General features: G+C 53.5%; 14 protein-coding genes. 2 read left to right on the top strand and 12 right to left on the bottom strand.

Features of this window, described 5'->3' with window-relative positions; translation table 11 throughout:
* Positions 1-103: 103 nt before the first annotated feature.
* The 4 genes from bglG to CWS43_RS19320 form a co-directional block, all read right to left on the bottom strand.
* Positions 104-952 carry a transcriptional antiterminator BglG gene (gene bglG, locus CWS43_RS19305; RefSeq protein WP_101078701.1) on the bottom strand — a complete coding sequence of 283 codons (849 nt, stop codon included), beginning with the start codon at positions 950-952 and terminating at the stop codon, positions 104-106.
* A gap of 104 nt (positions 953-1056) precedes the next feature.
* Complete coding sequence (locus CWS43_RS19310; protein ID WP_101078702.1) at positions 1057-2460, bottom strand: glycoside hydrolase family 1 protein; 1404 nt, start codon at positions 2458-2460, stop codon at positions 1057-1059.
* A 22-nt stretch (positions 2461-2482) separates the two neighbouring features.
* Complete coding sequence (gene bglF, locus CWS43_RS19315; RefSeq protein ID WP_101078703.1) at positions 2483-4360, bottom strand: PTS beta-glucoside transporter subunit IIABC; 1878 nt, start codon at positions 4358-4360, stop codon at positions 2483-2485.
* A 296-nt stretch (positions 4361-4656) separates the two neighbouring features.
* Positions 4657-5451, bottom strand: a complete 795-nt coding sequence (locus tag CWS43_RS19320) for an SDR family NAD(P)-dependent oxidoreductase (RefSeq protein ID WP_101078704.1) — start codon at positions 5449-5451, stop codon at positions 4657-4659.
* Between the two features lie 116 nt (positions 5452-5567).
* Here CWS43_RS19320 and CWS43_RS19325 point away from each other — a divergent pair, with 116 nt between their 5' ends.
* Positions 5568-6473 carry a LysR family transcriptional regulator gene (locus CWS43_RS19325; protein ID WP_198555875.1) on the top strand — a complete coding sequence of 302 codons (906 nt, stop codon included), beginning with the start codon at positions 5568-5570 and terminating at the stop codon, positions 6471-6473.
* On the opposite strand, the gene CWS43_RS19330 is transcribed toward CWS43_RS19325, so the two are convergent.
* Entirely contained in the window at positions 6467-7123 is a 657-nt protein-coding gene (locus CWS43_RS19330) for an FMN-dependent NADH-azoreductase (RefSeq protein WP_101078706.1), read from the bottom strand. The genes CWS43_RS19325 and CWS43_RS19330 overlap by 7 nt on opposite strands.
* A gap of 129 nt (positions 7124-7252) precedes the next feature.
* Positions 7253-7768 carry an Rrf2 family transcriptional regulator gene (locus CWS43_RS19335; protein ID WP_101078707.1) on the bottom strand — a complete coding sequence of 172 codons (516 nt, stop codon included), beginning with the start codon at positions 7766-7768 and terminating at the stop codon, positions 7253-7255.
* Positions 7769-8046: 278 nt separating this feature from the next.
* Between CWS43_RS19335 and CWS43_RS19340 the strand changes: the two genes are divergently transcribed.
* Complete coding sequence (locus CWS43_RS19340; RefSeq protein WP_101078708.1) at positions 8047-10425, top strand: glycoside hydrolase family 3 N-terminal domain-containing protein; 2379 nt, start codon at positions 8047-8049, stop codon at positions 10423-10425.
* Positions 10426-10489: 64 nt separating this feature from the next.
* On the opposite strand, the gene ruvB is transcribed toward CWS43_RS19340, so the two are convergent.
* The 6 genes from ruvB to aspS all read right to left on the bottom strand — a co-directional run bounded on the left by ruvB (position 10490) and on the right by aspS (position 15850).
* Positions 10490-11497: a Holliday junction branch migration DNA helicase RuvB gene (gene ruvB / locus CWS43_RS19345; RefSeq protein ID WP_101078709.1), complete on the bottom strand. Its 1008-nt coding sequence runs from the start codon at positions 11495-11497 to the stop codon at positions 10490-10492.
* 8 nt (positions 11498-11505) lie between these two features.
* A complete protein-coding gene (ruvA, locus tag CWS43_RS19350; RefSeq protein ID WP_101078788.1) occupies positions 11506-12120 on the bottom strand; it encodes a Holliday junction branch migration protein RuvA in 615 nt (204 codons plus the stop codon).
* Positions 12121-12207: 87 nt separating this feature from the next.
* A complete protein-coding gene (ruvC, locus tag CWS43_RS19355) occupies positions 12208-12729 on the bottom strand; it encodes a crossover junction endodeoxyribonuclease RuvC (protein WP_015696865.1) in 522 nt (173 codons plus the stop codon).
* A 109-nt stretch (positions 12730-12838) separates the two neighbouring features.
* On the bottom strand, positions 12839-13582 hold the full coding sequence (locus CWS43_RS19360) for a YebC/PmpR family DNA-binding transcriptional regulator (RefSeq protein WP_101078710.1): 744 nt from the start codon (positions 13580-13582) through the stop codon (positions 12839-12841).
* Positions 13583-13607: 25 nt separating this feature from the next.
* On the bottom strand, positions 13608-14054 hold the full coding sequence (nudB, locus tag CWS43_RS19365) for a dihydroneopterin triphosphate diphosphatase (RefSeq protein ID WP_101078711.1): 447 nt from the start codon (positions 14052-14054) through the stop codon (positions 13608-13610).
* On the bottom strand, positions 14054-15850 hold the full coding sequence (aspS, locus tag CWS43_RS19370; RefSeq protein WP_101078712.1) for an aspartate--tRNA ligase: 1797 nt from the start codon (positions 15848-15850) through the stop codon (positions 14054-14056). The genes nudB and aspS overlap by 1 nt, the downstream gene beginning before the upstream one ends.
* Between the last annotated feature and the right edge of the window lie 97 nt (positions 15851-15947).

Below are 15947 nucleotides of genomic sequence, written 5' to 3' on the forward strand. Positions count from 1 at the left end.
CGAAGGATGCTACCTGTTCTCATTAACTGAGGCAAAAAAAACCGTACTTAAATATTGTGATAAGACATAATTCGCAGCGTGAATTACGCACACAGCGGTGATTTCATGCACGATTTTGCGGTTTACTCTCTTTGCGCACTCTCTCGATGTTGATCGACAGGTACATAATTTCTTCCGTCGTCAGGCCTCGCTGATACTGCGTGGCGAGGTATTCCCCGATTTTTTCTGAGCACAGCCAGGCCTGCGGATAATTTTCTTTTACGGCCACATGCAGCGTCATATCATCGTCGGCAACCACGGTCCGGTTCAGCATCCGCTGAGCGAAGAATTTGAGATGGGTGACGAACCGCTGATAGCTCAGCGACTCTTCGTCATATTCCAGACGCAGCTGGTATTTCACCAGATTAAGGATTTCCTGCATCACGCGGGTGATACGCGCCACCTCCGGCATTTCGCCGTTCAGCTGAGCATTGACCAGATGCAGGGCGATAAAACCGGCTTCATCCACCGGCAGGCGCACACCCAGACGCGCGTCTATAATGTCCAGCGCCTCTACGCCTAACGCATATTCTTTCGGATACAGGCGGCGGGTTTCCCACAACAAGGCATTACTGATGGGCACGCCTTTTTTCTGCCGCTCAATGGAAAAATTACAGTGATCGGTCAGCGCGATGTACAGATTTTCCTGCAAGCTTCCCAGGCGGGTTCTCGCCAGTGAGATGATCTGATCACAGGTGGTCATCACTTCCATCGGAATATGTGAAAGTAACTCCGTCAGATGCGCGTTCAGTTCGTCATTTTGTAAGGCGAAGATTTTCTCGACTTTGCCGTCGTCGAGTTCATCCCCGGCTTTTTTCATAAATGCCAGTCCGCAGCCCATGACGACTTGTTCCCGCTGCTGATCATTGACAACCACCACCACATTATTATTCAGTATTTTGGCGATTTTCATTGTAACTCCCTGAAAAGAAAAACCCGATCATCCATAAAGAAGATCAGGTTTTGTCTGCCGCAGACGCCCATTTTCTGCCTGACAATTTTATCAGGTCAGATTATTCACTCAACGCGTGTTAATGAAGCACCGTTGGATTTAATCACGCCGGCATACCAGAAGAAACTTTTCTTACGGCGGCGTTCCAGCGAACCGTTCCCCTGGTCGTCGCGATCCACATAGATATAACCATAGCGTTTAGAGAACTCGGCTTTGGACGCGCTGACCAGATCAATTGGCCCCCAGCTGGTGTATCCCATGACTTCCACACCGTCTTCAATGGCTTCGCGCACCTGAACCAGATGATCGTTAATATACTGAATACGGTAATCGTCATTAATGCTGCCGTCTGCTTCAACCTTATCACGCGCACCCAGACCATTTTCCACAATAAATAATGGTTTCTGATAACGGTCATAAAGTTCATTCATTAAGAAACGCAGGCCTTGCGGATCAATCTGCCAACCCCATTCAGAGCTTTGCAAATGCGGGTTAGGCACCATATTTAATATATTGGCGCGCGCTTTGATATTTTGCTCTTCGTCCGTGGTCACACAGCCGGTCATGTAATAGCTGAAGGAAATAAAGTCGACGGTTTCTTTCAGTGCGGCTTTGTCTTCAGCGGTAATCGTGATTTCCATACCGCGATCTTTAAAGAAACGCTGCATATACGCCGGATACGCGCCGCGCACCTGCACATCGCCGAAGAACAACCAGTCGCGGTTTTGCTGCAAGGTTTCCATCATATCAGCCGGTTTACAGGTCAGCGGATACAGCATTCCGCCGAGTAACATATTACCGATTTTGCCGTCCGGAATGATTTCGTGGCAGGCTTTAACCGCTTTCGCACTGGCCACCAGCTGGTGATGAATAGCCTGATAGATTGCCTGTTTGCTGCTGTCTTCCGGTAACCCGACACCGGTAAACGGCGCGTGCAATGACATATTGATTTCGTTGAAGGTCAGCCAGTGTTTGACCTTATCTTTGTAACGGGTAAATACCGTGCGGGCATAATTTTCAAAGAACCCGATGGTGTCACGACTGCCCCAGCCACCGTGCTTTTTCACGATACCGTATGGCATTTCATAATGGGAAAGCGTCACCAGCGGCGTAATGCCGTATTTCGCCATTTCATCAAACAGGCGATCGTAAAATGCCAGGCCAGCTTCGTTCGGCTGAGTTTCATCGCCCTGCGGGAAAATGCGTGTCCAGGCAATAGACGTCCGCAGCACGGTAAATCCCATTTCGGCGAAGAGTTTCATATCTTCCGGGTAACGATGATAGAAATCGATCGCCACGTCTTTCACGCCGTAATCACCTTCCACACGTTCCTGCACCTGCCCGAAAACGCCCTGCGGTTGCAGATCAGAAGTGGATAATCCTTTACCATCTGTCAGGTATGCGCCCTCCACCTGGTTGGCTGCCACTGCGCCGCCCCATAAGAATCCGTCTGGGAATTGCTTGTTCATATGAACCTCCTGGCTCTGGTCATTATCGTAATAAAGTAAGTAAAGGATTTTGTTCGCTGACGGTCTGCCCGATATCAGCCGGAATGACGTCAAGATAGTCATCGCTGTTGGTAATCAGCACCGGCGTCGTCAGGTCGTAACCGGCATCAGTGATGCCTGATATGTCGAATTCCAGCAGCAAATCGCCCTGCTTCACCACGGCGTCCACGGCGACGTGTGGCGTAAAGAATTTGCCGTCGAGCTTCACGGTATCGATACCGACATGGATCAGGATCTCTGCGCCGTCTGCCGATTCAATGCCGATGGCGTGATGCGTTTTGAACAAAGAGACAACGGTGCCGTCAACAGGTGACACCACCTGGCCGGATGTCGGCACAATAGCCACGCCTTTACCCAGTAAACCGCTGGCAAACGTCGGGTCTTTGACATCGTCAAGTGCAATGCATGAACCGGTCATCGGGCTGGCAATGAGCGTTTTCCCACGCGGTGCCTGTACAGATTCCGGCACAATTTTCGGATTGCCCTCAGTGGGTTGCGCGTTTTCCTCTGTTCCGAAGAAATAAGTCGCCAGCGCGGCAAATACGATGGCTAACGCCGTACCGGCAATCGCGGCGGCGACGGTCTGGTCAAAACCTGCCGGTGGAATAATTTGTGTAAAAGTGAAGATATTGGCAAAACCGAATGAGTATGCGGTGGTTTGAAAATACCCGAGAATAGCCGCCCCCAGTGCCCCACCGACGCAACCGAAAATAAACGGACGGCGGCGCGGCAGGTTGATACCGTAAACGGCAGGCTCCGTGATACCGAAAATCCCGGCACTGATGGCTGAACCCGCGAGCGCTTTGGTCCGTGCATCTTTGGCACGCAGCATGACGCCAATGACCGCCCCGACCTGTCCCATAACCGCAGGGAGTAACAGCGGCAACATGGTGTCATGGCCAAGTACGCTGAAGTTGTTAATCATCAGTGGCACCAGCCCCCAGTGCAGGCCAAAGATGACGCACACTTGCCACAGTGCGCCCATAAAAGCACCGGCAATCATCGGGCTGACGTGATAAACAAACTGATAACCGTTGGCAAGCTGCTGGCTGGCCCACGTTGCTACGGGGCCGATGACCAGGAAAGTCAGGGGAACAATCACCATCAGACAAATCAGCGGTGTGATGAAGTTACGGAGCGAAGAAGGCAGAATTTTCATCGCCCGTTTCTCCAGCCAGCTGGAAGCCCACGCAGCCAGGATCACCGGAATAACGGATGAAGCGTAATTAATAAAGACCAGCGGAATACCGAAAAAATGCTCAGACGCCGCCCCCGGCTGCTGGGCATCAAATGCGGCAATCATCAGCGGATGCACCATTGCGCCACCGATCATCATCGTCACAAAAGGGTTACCGCCGAATTTCTTCCCGGCGGTGTAACCGATAACCAGCGGGAAGAAGTAGAACATGGCGTCGCTGGCCGCAAACCAGACCTTATAGGTGCCGCTTTCCGGCACCAGCCAGCCGCAGGCAAGTGCCAGCGCCAGAAAGCCTTTCAGGATCCCCGATGCTGCCATAATGCCGATAAAAGGGGTGAAAATACCTGAAATGACATCAATAGCACGGGCAAACATGCTGCCTTTATCCGCGCCTTCATCATCATCACCGCTTTCGGAAAGTGCACTGCCCTTCACCAGCGCCTCATACACGGCACCGACGTGATTGCCTATCACTACCTGAAACTGCCCGCCACTTTCCACAACCATGATCACGCCCGGATTTTCTTTCAACCCTGCGGCATCGGCTTTAGCGGCATTTTTCAATTTAAAACGTAAACGGGTGGCACAGTGCACCACGCTGGTGACGTTTTCCCTTCCGCCTACTCCGCGGAGAATTTCATCGGCTAATGTTTTATATTCCATGGTGTTATCTCATCAGAGTAATGGCGTCGTGCACGACATTGCCGTTGTATTTCTACGGGGCGGCCGGCCCCTGAATTCAGGCCAAAAAAAAACCTAAACTTCCGGTTTCTTCGCATGTGCGAAAAAACGAGAAGTTTAGGTTTTGCCTGTCAGACAGTAACAATCCTGCTTTTCAAACCGGATTCTCTGGCGAATCGCTGGCAGAAACAAGTCGTAATATTCTTCGTATGAAGGAATTGTGATCGGCTTCAGATTTTGTGCCGACGAATGCTCATCCCTGAGCATTCGTCACAGAGCTAGCGCAATCCGGCGATAGTAAAACCGCCGTCCACCAGCAGATTTTGTCCGGTGACAAACCGTGCCTCGTCGCTGCACAACCACGCCACCACGTCACCTACATCGTCTGATTCGCCCACGCGCCCGGCCGGTGTCAGGCGGACAAAGGGCCTCAGTGTCTCTTCGTTCGCCCCCATTCGCTGCGCCATCGGCGTATCGATAATGCCCGGATTCACGTTGTTGATACGAATTTTCTGCGCGCCGGTTTCCAGCGCAATGGCGCGGATCATCGCATCCAGCCCCCCTTTACTGGCGCAATACGCGGATGCCCCGAAACTCGCGCCGTGCGCCAGCCATGAAGACGTATTCACAATCGCGCCACCGCGACCTGCGGCCACCATCGCTTCCAGTTCATATTTCACTGACAGCCAGACTCCCTTCAAATTGATGGCAATGATGCGGTCGAATTCTTCTTCCGTCATTTCGCTGACCGGCGCAAAACCCTCCACACCGGCGTTGTTGAAAGCTGCGTCCAGACGCCCGAAATGTGCCAATGTTTGCGCAATCAGATGCCTGACCTGACGGCTGTCTGAGACATCCGCCGGCACGGCGAGCGCTTCACCGCCCTGTTCGTGGATCAGCGCCACCGTTTGCAAAAGCTCTGCCTCACGACGCCCGGCGACCACCACTTTTGCACCGTCACGCGCGAAGGCCAGCGCCGCAGCACGACCGATGCCGGTTCCCCCGCCGGTGACCAGCGCCACGCGGTTATGCAGGCGAAGTAATTGTTTTTGTGGATGTAGTTCCTGCGACATATAAACCTCTGATGAAATGTGTTGGCCAGGACCTGACTATAAGAGGATTAATTGTTGCCGATAAGCCACCTTATATCGCATGATTTACTGGTTCATATTCATCAATAGGGAAAGTTATGCGGACTAACGAATTTGGTGAACTCACCGCCTTTGTCGCCGTGGCAGAAGAGAAAAGTTTCCGTAAAGCGGCGGCACGGTTGAATTTAACCGCATCAACCCTCAGCCATTCCCTGCGCACACTGGAAGAGCGGCTGGGCGTACGCTTGCTGAACCGCACCACACGCACCGTCTCACCGACACAAGCAGGCATGGCTTTGCTGGCCGAAATCGCACCCGCTTTTTCTGCGATAGCCAGTGCTGTTGAGAAAGTGAATACCTACAGAGAAATCCCGCAAGGGACAGTACGTATCAATACGCCACGCATTGCCGCAGAGCTCGTCTTTATGCCACGGCTGAAACAATTTAATCAGGCATTCCCGGACATTCAGCTGGAGCTGGCCACTAACGATGGTTTCGTGGATATCATCAGTGAAGGGTTTGATGCCGGAGTCCGTATCCGTGGCGACGTTCAGCAAGACATGAACGCGGTCCGGCTGACGCACGATTTTCATTCGGCGGTTTACGGCTCTCCGGAGTATTTCAACCGGTATCCCAAACCACTTTCGCCTGCCGACCTGCAACATCACGCCTGCATTGGTCGCCGGGAGATCACCGGAGGTGCCTTGTACCGCTGGGAATTTGAAAAGGAAGGCAAACAAATCGCGGTGCCGGTCAGTGGCCCGCTCATTGTCGACAGCGTAACGATGATGACGCGCATCGCCCTCGACGGCATCGGGCTGGTCTACACCGCCCGCAGCCCGGAGCATGACGCACTGGTCGGACAGGGATTACTCGTCCGTGTGCTGGAAGACTGGGCTGTCACGTTTCCGGGTTTCTTTCTCTATTATCCCGGGCACCGGCAACTCCCTGCGGCATTGAAAGCGGTGATCGACAGCTTCCGTTTGCCGCAGCCCGGTCAGTGATCCGCAGTGACTGCAACGCTTTCAGCCCATTCACAAGAGACGGCATCCAGCTCGCTGCGTGCTTTAGCCAGCCCGGCCTCGCGGGCGGCCTCATCGGAGAACTGCAGGGGCTGAGCGTCAACAAACCACGGGTTTTCTACCCCGATAAAACCGAACGCATTCTTCAGCACCGGCGTCATCGCATCCATGTTTGCAAACGGGCTACCTTCGCTGAGATCGGCACCACGCGTGGTGATAAACAACACTTTTTTATCGCCGAGATTGCCGGTAATGCTGCCGTCTGCGTGCAGGTCGTAAGTAATATTCGTACGGATAATGTTGTCGATAAATGTTTTGAATGTGGACGGAATCGTCCAGTTATACATCGGCATCGCACAAACCAGAGCATCCGCTTCCATCACGCGCTGACAAAGTGCATCGGATTCTGCCAGGACTTCCCGCATCCGGTCAGTACGCTGCGCCTGCGGCGTATAGGTGGCCTGCACAAATTCAGCGGAAACGTGGGGCTGCACTTCCTCCGTGACATCCAGATAGTCAATTTCAACATCAACGCCGTTGTGCTGGAGTTGTTCAATAAAATAACGCCCCAGCGCACGGGAGTTTGACCACTGGTGAAATTTAGAGCTGGCATCAACGTGTAATACTTTCATGTTTTTTCCTTTTTGGTGTTAACAGAGTACTGCAATCAAAACTAAGACCAACTTTGTCGTAGTTAAAAATACGCGGATCCCTGGCCCGCTGGCAAGAGGTAACTGAGAAAAAACTTCAGGCAGGATGAATTAAAGAATACGACGTGAACCGCGATCGCCCAGCCAACGGGTAACCTGCTGGCCGAACTCTGGCGGAGATTTTCGACCAAACTGCGATGCTAATCCGGCAAGTGTTTGTGCAGCTAAAACCGCTCGCATGCTGTTATCGGCGTCGATCATCAGCGAATGTATGGCACACAGGCCTGAACTTGCCCACGAAGGAGGATCGTTTTCAAACACTGCGCAACGGTTGCGAATTTCCTTACAGTCGAACATTTTTTTGTGCCCGTCGATAGCGTCCAAAACCTCCAGCACGGTGATTTCATGCGGCGGTTTCGCCAGGCGGATCCCGCCCTTCGCACCTTCCGTAGCAATAATCAGCCGGGCCTTATGCAATTTCGTGAACAGTTTTGCCACGTAGTCAAACGGAACGCCCTGAAGCTCGGATAAATCCCGGACACTGGCCTCGGTCACATCTCCCTGCGGATTAGCAATAAACAACAAACAATGTAGTGCGTATTCAACGCCAGCGCTGATATGGGACATACGACGTGCGGCTCCAAACTAAGACAGAATTACTCCTAATTAAACACCAGATAATGCGTAATTGACATATAAACTGGGTTTTTCACCCGCGTTATCGCCACACTCAGCCACAATTCGATCCTGTTCACAAACAGAGAACAAAATTAAAAAACGTAAATTGTATATTCGTTTCCTCAATTGTTTACCTGCGCCCCATTCACAATACTTTGGCCCATGCTTTACCTTTTCATACGTTGTTCTGGCGCTGCTAACCCTTCGCTTAATCAAGGAGATCTGAGATGACTCATCTTTATCAGGATGCTTCACAGCCTGTTTCTGCCCGCGTTGCCGACCTTCTGGCCCGGATGACACCCGCAGAAAAATTTGCCCAAATGCATGCTTTCTGGCTCATCCTCGACAGCGATGGTAAACACAAAGAACGCACCGATCTGAGCGACGATTTTTCCGGACATAAGCAGGGCATTGCCCTGGAGCAACAGCTGTCATATGGCGCGGGGCAAATCACCCGCCCGCTGGGCACGCACGTTGTCAGCCCGGAAGAAGGCGTCCGGGCACTCAACCGCCTGCAAAAAACGCTGGTCGAAGAAACGCGGCTGGGTATTCCGGCGATGTTCCATGAGGAATGTCTGGTCGGTTTACTGTGCAAGGATGCCACGCTGTTCCCCTCTTCACTCAGCTACGCGTCGACGTGGGATCCTGAGCTGATGGAAAAGGTCGCCGCCGCCATACGGCAGGAGGCGCAAAGCATAGGTTGCCATCAGGGTTTAGCGCCGGTTCTGGATGTTTCGCGCGATGTGCGCTGGGGGCGAACGGAAGAAACCTTCGGTGAAGATCCGTATCTGGTCGGAATGATGGCGACAGCCTACGTACGCGGTTTGCAGGGCGAAAATCGTGATTTACTCGCCACGCTGAAACATTACGTCGGCCACTCTTTCAGCGAAGGCGCACGCAATCACGCCCCGGTGCATCTGGGGTTCCGCGAGCTCAACGATACCTTCCTGTTACCATTCGAAATGGCGGTGAAGCTGGCAAACGCCGGTTCCGTTATGCCCGCTTATCACGATATCGACGGGCAACCGTGCCACAGCGATCACTTCCTGCTGACGGAAATTTTGCGCGAACAATGGGGCTTTGACGGCCTGATTGTGGCGGATTACGGCGGCGTCAGTCTGCTGCATCAGCATCACGGCGTCAGCCACGATGATGCCGAATCGGCGGCGCTGGCATTCAACGCCGGTCTGGATATTGAATTACCGAAAGGCGATTGCGCCCGGCATCTGGCCGACGCAGTTGCTCGCGGGCTGATTGATATGGCTAAAATCGATGAAATCGTCGCCCGTGTTCTGACGGAAAAATTCCGCCTCGGGCTTTTCGAGCAGCCGTATGCGCCAGAATCACAGCCCAAAATGCAGCAAATCGCCACGCGTGAACTGGCATGGGAAGCGGCCGTTCGCTCCATCACACTGCTGGAGAACGACGGTATTCTGCCGCTGAAACCTGCCTCTAATCAGAAAATCGCCGTGATCGGCCCGACGGCAGACGACCCGCTGGCATTACTCAGCGGTTACAGTTTCCCGGTACATCTGATTATCAGCGAGATGGAAGCGCAGACCGGGCAGGTCACCACGCCGCTTCAGGCATTGCGTTCGGCCTACGGCGAGCAGAATATTCGTTACGCGAAAGGCTGCCATATTCTCGAAAAACGAACAGCGGGTGCGCCGGTCTTCCCCGGTGATGCCGGTAAGCCAATGCAAAGTTCACCCGTTTCTCAGGACACCGCGCAGATCGCCGCTGCGGTCAAAGCGGCGCAGGAAAGTGACGTGGCGCTGGTGTTTGTCGGCGATCTGGCCGGATTGTTCCAGAGCGGTACCGTCGGCGAAGGTTCTGACACCGACAGCCTTCAGTTACCCGGCGTTCAGCAAAAACTGCTCGAGCAGGTTGTCGCAACCGGCAAACCGACCATTGTCGTCATGACCGGCGGGCGCCCTTATTCGCTGGGCGGTTTAGAGGAAAAAGTAGCCGGATTCCTGATGGCGTTTGCGCCCGGTCAGGAAGGCGGACGGGCGATTGCCGATGTTCTGAGTGGCAAAGAAGCCCCATCCGGGCGGCTGGTGGTTTCCGTGCCGAAAAGCGCGGGCGCGATGCCGTATTACTACAATCACAAACTAAAAAGTGGCGGAACACCGATTGCGTTCCACTTCGGCGCGAAATACCCGTTCGGTTACGGGCTAAGCGGCACCACGTTCCGGTACCACGATTTGCAGCTAAATCAGCAGCCGGTTGCCATCGAAAACGGCGAAATTTCCGTGCAGATTCAGGTGACCAATACCGGCCCGCGGGCAGGCAGCGAAGTGATTCAGGTTTATCTGCGCGACTGCGTGGCTTCTCTGGTGCGGCCGGTACACGAACTGAAAGCGTTTCAGCGCGTTGAGCTGAACGCCGGAGAAACCGCCACGCTGAATTTCAGTATTCCAACCGACATGCTGAATTTCACCAACAATGCACATAAAAGGATCGTTGAACCGGGATTTGTTGAAGTTCAGGTCGGTTCAAACAGCGCGGATATCCATGCGCAGGGAAAAGTGATTCTGGCAGGCGAAGCCCGCGAACTGCCTGGCAAGTGGCGCATGGTCAGCCGGTGCGAGGTGAATCAGTAAAGATTAACGGCATACAGCAAAACGGACGCATCAGCGTCCGTTTTTACAGGGTTCAGATAGGCTGTTATTCAGTTTCCCGCGTAATACCGAAATGCTTATACGCATGGTTAGTCGCCATACGTCCGCGCGGGGTGCGCTGGATAAAGCCCTGCTGGATCAGGAACGGTTCGATCACGTCTTCAATCGTTTCACGTTCTTCGCCAATCGCGGCGGCTAAGTTATCCAGCCCCACCGGCCCGCCGGTGAACTTATCGATAATCGCCAGCAGCAGTTTGCGGTCCATATAATCGAAGCCTTCCGCATCAACGTCCAGCATATCCAGCGCGCCATTTGCCACATCCCCGTTGATCGTGCCGTCGCCTTTCACTTCGGCAAAGTCACGTACGCGGCGCAGCAGGCGGTTGGCAATACGCGGCGTGCCACGTGAGCGGCGGGCAATCTGATGTGCCCCTTCTTCCGACAATTCCAGCCCGAGGCAGGACGCACTGCGCCCGACGATGTGCTGCAAATCGGCGACCTGGTAGAACTCCAGACGCTGCACAATACCGAAACGGTCACGCAGCGGAGACGTCAGGGAACCGGCGCGCGTCGTGGCACCAATCAGGGTGAACGGGGGTAAATCAAGCTTGATAGAACGCGCCGCCGGGCCTTCACCAATCATGATATCCAGCTGATAATCTTCCATCGCCGGATACAAAATTTCTTCGACAACCGGCGAGAGGCGGTGGATTTCATCGATAAACAGCACGTCATGAGGTTCGAGATTGGTCAGCATCGCGGCCAGATCGCCAGCTTTCTCCAGCACAGGCCCGGAGGTGGTCCGCAAATTCACGCCCATTTCGTTAGCAACGATGTTCGCCAGCGTGGTTTTACCCAGCCCCGGCGGCCCGAAAATAAGCAGGTGATCGAGTGCGTCTTTGCGTTGCCTGGCCGCCTGAATAAAGATTTCCATCTGCGAGCGCACGTGGGGCTGCCCGACGTATTCGTTAAGCAGCTTCGGGCGGATCGCACGGTCAATGACTTCTTCTTCACTAAACACTTCAGAAGAAATCAGGCGGTCAGCTTCAATCATCGTTTACCTCACAGCGCCGCGCGCAGCGCTTCTCTAATCAACGTTTCGGATTCTGCACCCGGCTTCGCCACTTTGCTGATCATGCGGCTGGCTTCCGGCGGTTTATATCCGAGGGATATCAGGGCGGCTACTGCTTCACCTTCGGCATCAGATTCTTTCGTTTTCGACGCCGATGCAGGTAGCGTGATATCAGTATGATTGTTAAATAGATCACCGTTTAATCCTTTAAACCGGTCTTTCATTTCCACGACCAGGCGTTCTGCGGTTTTCTTACCGACGCCAGGTAATTTAATTAAGGCAGTGATTTCTTCCTTTTCCACTGCGCTGACAAACTGTTGTGCCGACATGCCTGACAGAATAGCCAGCGCCAGCTTTGGCCCGACGCCGTTCACTTTGATCAGTTCACGGAACAGCGCGCGCTCTTGTTTATCATTGAACCCGTAGAGCAGTTGGGCATCTTCGCGAACGATAAATTGCGTGAAGAGGATGGCTTCCTGACCCAGTTCGGGCAATTCGTAAAAACAGGTCATCGGCATATGGACTTCATAGCCCACGCCGTTGGTTTCCAGCAGCACCAGAGGTGGCTGTTTTTCCAGAATAATGCCTCGAAGTCTGCCTATCACGTTCATTTTCCTTATCAGGTCAAAAGCAGCAGTGTTTATATCATAAAAAAGGCTGGATGAATATCCAGCCTAATGGACTTGCGGCGTCTATCGCATACGTCCGCGCGCCATCTGCAATTTATCAGAACTTAGCCGGATCGCATTCTGGCTCATGTGGCAATGCGTAATCGCAATCGCCAGCGCATCGGCGGCATCGGCCTGCGGATTGGCAGGCAGTTTCAGGATAGAACGCACCATGTGCTGAACCTGCGATTTTTCGGCAGCGCCGGTGCCGACAACCGTTTGTTTCACCTGCCGCGCGGCGTATTCGAACACCGGTAAATCCTGATTCACGGCGGCCACAATCGCCGCGCCGCGCGCCTGGCCGAGCTTTAACGCGGAGTCCGCATTTTTCGCCATAAACACCGATTCGATGGCAAAAAAGTCAGGCTGAAACTGCGTAATAATTTCCGAAACGCCGGCATAAATTAATTTCAAACGCCCCGGCATATCGTCAACGACGGTACGGATACAACCGCTGCCCAGATAGCTTAGCTGACGCCCTGTCTGGCGGATAATGCCATAGCCGGTGATGCGTGAACCGGGGTCGATCCCCAGAATAATAGCCATAGCCGCTCAACGCCTTGTGTTGTCGTTTTTTTGAGAAAGTTGGGGACAGTATAAACTGCTGAGGGATTTCAGAATAGCCAGCCGGTGGAGACCACCGGCTGCGGTGAGATTACAGAGTTTCTGCGATCTCGTCGGAGATTTCACCGTTGTGGTAAACCTCTTGTACGTCGTCACAATCTTCCAGCATGTCGATCAGGCGCAACAGTTTTGGTGCAGTTTCTGCATCCATGTCGGCTTTGGTCGATGGGATCATGGTGACTTCTGCGGAATCTGCTTTGAAACCGGCAGCTTCCAGTGCATCTTTCACTTCGCCCAGATTTTCCCAGGCAGTGAATACGTCGATGGCGCCATCGTCGTAAGACTGGATATCTTCTGCGCCCGCTTCCAGCGCGGCTTCCATCAGCACATCTTCATCCAGACCCGGTGCGAAAGAAATCACGCCTTTCTTGGAGAACAGATACGCAACGGAACCGTCAGTGCCCAGATTACCGCCAGTTTTGGTGAAGGCATGACGCACTTCAGCCACGGTACGGTTGCGGTTGTCACTCAGACATTCCACCATGATCGCCGAACCACCCGGACCGTAACCTTCATAAATGATGGTTTCCATGTTGGTGTCGTCGTCACCCCCGACGCCACGCGCAATGGCACGGTTCAGGGTATCGCGGGTCATGTTGTTGGACAGTGCTTTATCAATTGCAGCACGCAGACGTGGGTTTGACCCCGCATCGCCGCCGCCCAGACGTGCAGCGGTAACCAGCTCACGAATGATTTTGGTGAAGATTTTGCCACGTTTAGAATCTTGCGCCGCTTTGCGGTGCTTGGTGTTGGCCCACTTACTGTGACCTGCCATAAATATCTCCAAAAAGTCTAAAGTCTTAACAGACCGAATAGTTTACAAATTCTTCAATCGCCTGCTGGTTGCTCGGGGAGACGGTCAGCGCTGCCGCTTCCGTTTTTCCGAGCCACCGGAACGCATGATGTTCGGTAAGAACCACATCACGCTCGTCGGGTAACGCCAGACAGAACCAATGTTCTTTATTACGGGTTACGCCGGGAGCATAGCGATGGCGCAAATGCGCAAATATTTCAAAGTCCTCGCAGCGGTCGCAATCCTGAAGAGGCAGGTTTTCACCTGCGATGTCGATGCCGACCTCTTCCATCACTTCACGCTGCGCGGTTTGATTCGGGGATTCCTCGCCTTCCAGACTGCCGGTCACCGACTGCCAGAAATTCGGGTCATCCTTTCGTTGGAGCATCAGCACCCTGCCGGTGTTTCTGGCGTAGATGACGCACAGTATCGACTCAGGACGCTTATAGCTCATTAGTTATTCTCTGTATTTGTGTCTGGTGTCACTTCTTTTTTCGCGACCACCGCAATACCGAGTTCCAGCAAAGAGGCCGGATTCGCGAAGCTTGGTGCTTCGGTCATCAGACAGGCCGCTGCCGTAGTTTTCGGGAAGGCGATAACGTCACGGATGTTATCCGTACCGGTCAGGAGCATGACCAGGCGATCCAGACCAAATGCCAGACCGGCATGTGGCGGTGTGCCGTATTTCAGGGCGTCGAGCAGGAAGCCGAATTTCTCGCGCTGTTCGTGTTCGTTAATGCCCAGAATGCTGAACACGGTCTGCTGCATTTCGCTGCGGTGAATACGCACGGAACCGCCGCCCACTTCGTAGCCGTTGATGACCATGTCGTACGCGTTCGCAATTGCAGAAACCGGGTTCGCCGCCAGTTCCTGCGCCGTCATTTCTTTCGGTGCGGTGAACGGGTGGTGCATAGCGCTCAGACCGCCTTCGTCGGTGTCTTCAAACATCGGGAAGTCGATAACCCACAGCGGAGCCCACATATCTTCGTTGGTGATTTTCAGGTCGCGACCCACTTTCAGACGCAGTGCGCCGATTGCGTCAGTCACAATTTTCGCGCTGGCTGCGCCGAAGAAGATCATGTCTCCGTCTTGCGCACCGGTACGTTCAATCAGAGCAGACAACAAATCTGCATTGAGGAACTTCGCAACCGGGCTCTGAATGCCTTCCAGACCTTTGGCAACTTCGTTGACTTTGATATAAGCCAGGCCTTTCGCACCGTAGATTTCGATGAATTTCGCGTACTCGTCGATTTGCTTACGGCTCAGCTGTGCGCCGCCCGGTACGCGCAATGCCGCCACGCGACCTTTCGGGTCGTTAGCCGGATCGGCGAACACTTTGAACTCGATGTTTTTCATCAGGTCAGCAACATCAACCATTTCCATCGGGTTACGCAGGTCAGGTTTGTCTGAACCGAAACGACGCATGGCTTCTGCAAAGGTCATGATCGGGAAATCGCCCAGATCCACGCCTTTGATTTCCTGCCACAGTTCGCGGGCCAGTTTCTCCATCACTTCGCGCACTTGCTCAGCGCTCATGAAAGAGGTTTCCACGTCGATCTGGGTAAATTCTGGCTGACGGTCAGCACGTAAATCTTCGTCACGGAAGCATTTTACAATCTGATAGTAACGGTCGAAACCGGACATCATCAGCAACTGTTTGAACAGCTGCGGGGATTGCGGCAATGCGTAGAACTTGCCTTTATGCACACGGCTTGGCACCAGATAGTCACGCGCGCCTTCCGGCGTGGCTTTGGTCAGCATCGGGGTTTCGATGTCGAGGAAGTCATGGCTGTCCATGAAACGACGCACGAAACTGGTGATTTTTGCACGCGCTTTCAGGCGGTTAGCCATCTCAGGGCGGCGCAGGTCCAGATAGCGGTATTTCAGACGCGCTTCTTCGGTGTTGACGTGGTTGGAGTCCAGCGGCAGCGCTTCTGAACGGTTGATGATGTTCAGCTGATTTGCGAATACTTCCACTTCACCGGTCGCCATGTCTTTGTTGAACTGGCTTTCAGGACGTGCACGCACGGTACCGGTTAACTGAATACAAAACTCGTTACGCAGTTCAGAAGCCAGTTTGTAAGCTTCTGCCTGGTCCGGGTCGAAGAAGACCTGAACGATACCTTCGCGGTCACGCATATCGATGAAAATCAAACCACCCAAATCGCGGCGACGGTTAACCCAGCCACACAATGTCACTTCCTGGCCCACATTGGACGCATTCAGCTTTCCACAATATACAGTACGCATAACGGTATCCTTTTGATCCCACTACCCGGCCTAATGGCACACAGGTACAGAAACGGTTATTCACTCTGGTCGCCCGCCGCAAAACTGTGCAGCGCGC

The organism is Rahnella sp. AA (assembly GCF_002834385.1).
Lineage (GTDB): Bacteria > Pseudomonadota > Gammaproteobacteria > Enterobacterales > Enterobacteriaceae > Rahnella.

Bases quoted from the DNA above. Each gene is read 5' to 3' on its own strand.
- ruvC (WP_015696865.1), bottom strand. From the start codon at position 12,729: ATGGCTATTATTCTGGGGATCGACCCCGGTTCACGCATCACCGGCTAT.
- CWS43_RS19335 (WP_101078707.1), bottom strand. From the start codon at position 7,768: ATGTCCCATATCAGCGCTGGCGTTGAATACGCACTACATTGTTTGTTG.
- bglG (WP_101078701.1), bottom strand. From the start codon at position 952: ATGAAAATCGCCAAAATACTGAATAATAATGTGGTGGTGGTTGTCAAT.
- CWS43_RS19320 (WP_101078704.1), bottom strand. From the start codon at position 5,451: ATGTCGCAGGAACTACATCCACAAAAACAATTACTTCGCCTGCATAAC.
- CWS43_RS19310 (WP_101078702.1), bottom strand. From the start codon at position 2,460: ATGAACAAGCAATTCCCAGACGGATTCTTATGGGGCGGCGCAGTGGCA.
- nudB (WP_101078711.1), bottom strand. From the start codon at position 14,054: ATGAGCTATAAGCGTCCTGAGTCGATACTGTGCGTCATCTACGCCAGA.
- ruvB (WP_101078709.1), bottom strand. From the start codon at position 11,497: ATGATTGAAGCTGACCGCCTGATTTCTTCTGAAGTGTTTAGTGAAGAA.
- CWS43_RS19340 (WP_101078708.1), top strand. From the start codon at position 8,047: ATGACTCATCTTTATCAGGATGCTTCACAGCCTGTTTCTGCCCGCGTT.
- aspS (WP_101078712.1), bottom strand. From the start codon at position 15,850: ATGCGTACTGTATATTGTGGAAAGCTGAATGCGTCCAATGTGGGCCAG.
- CWS43_RS19360 (WP_101078710.1), bottom strand. From the start codon at position 13,582: ATGGCAGGTCACAGTAAGTGGGCCAACACCAAGCACCGCAAAGCGGCG.
- bglF (WP_101078703.1), bottom strand. From the start codon at position 4,360: ATGGAATATAAAACATTAGCCGATGAAATTCTCCGCGGAGTAGGCGGA.
- CWS43_RS19325 (WP_198555875.1), top strand. From the start codon at position 5,568: ATGCGGACTAACGAATTTGGTGAACTCACCGCCTTTGTCGCCGTGGCA.
- CWS43_RS19330 (WP_101078706.1), bottom strand. From the start codon at position 7,123: ATGAAAGTATTACACGTTGATGCCAGCTCTAAATTTCACCAGTGGTCA.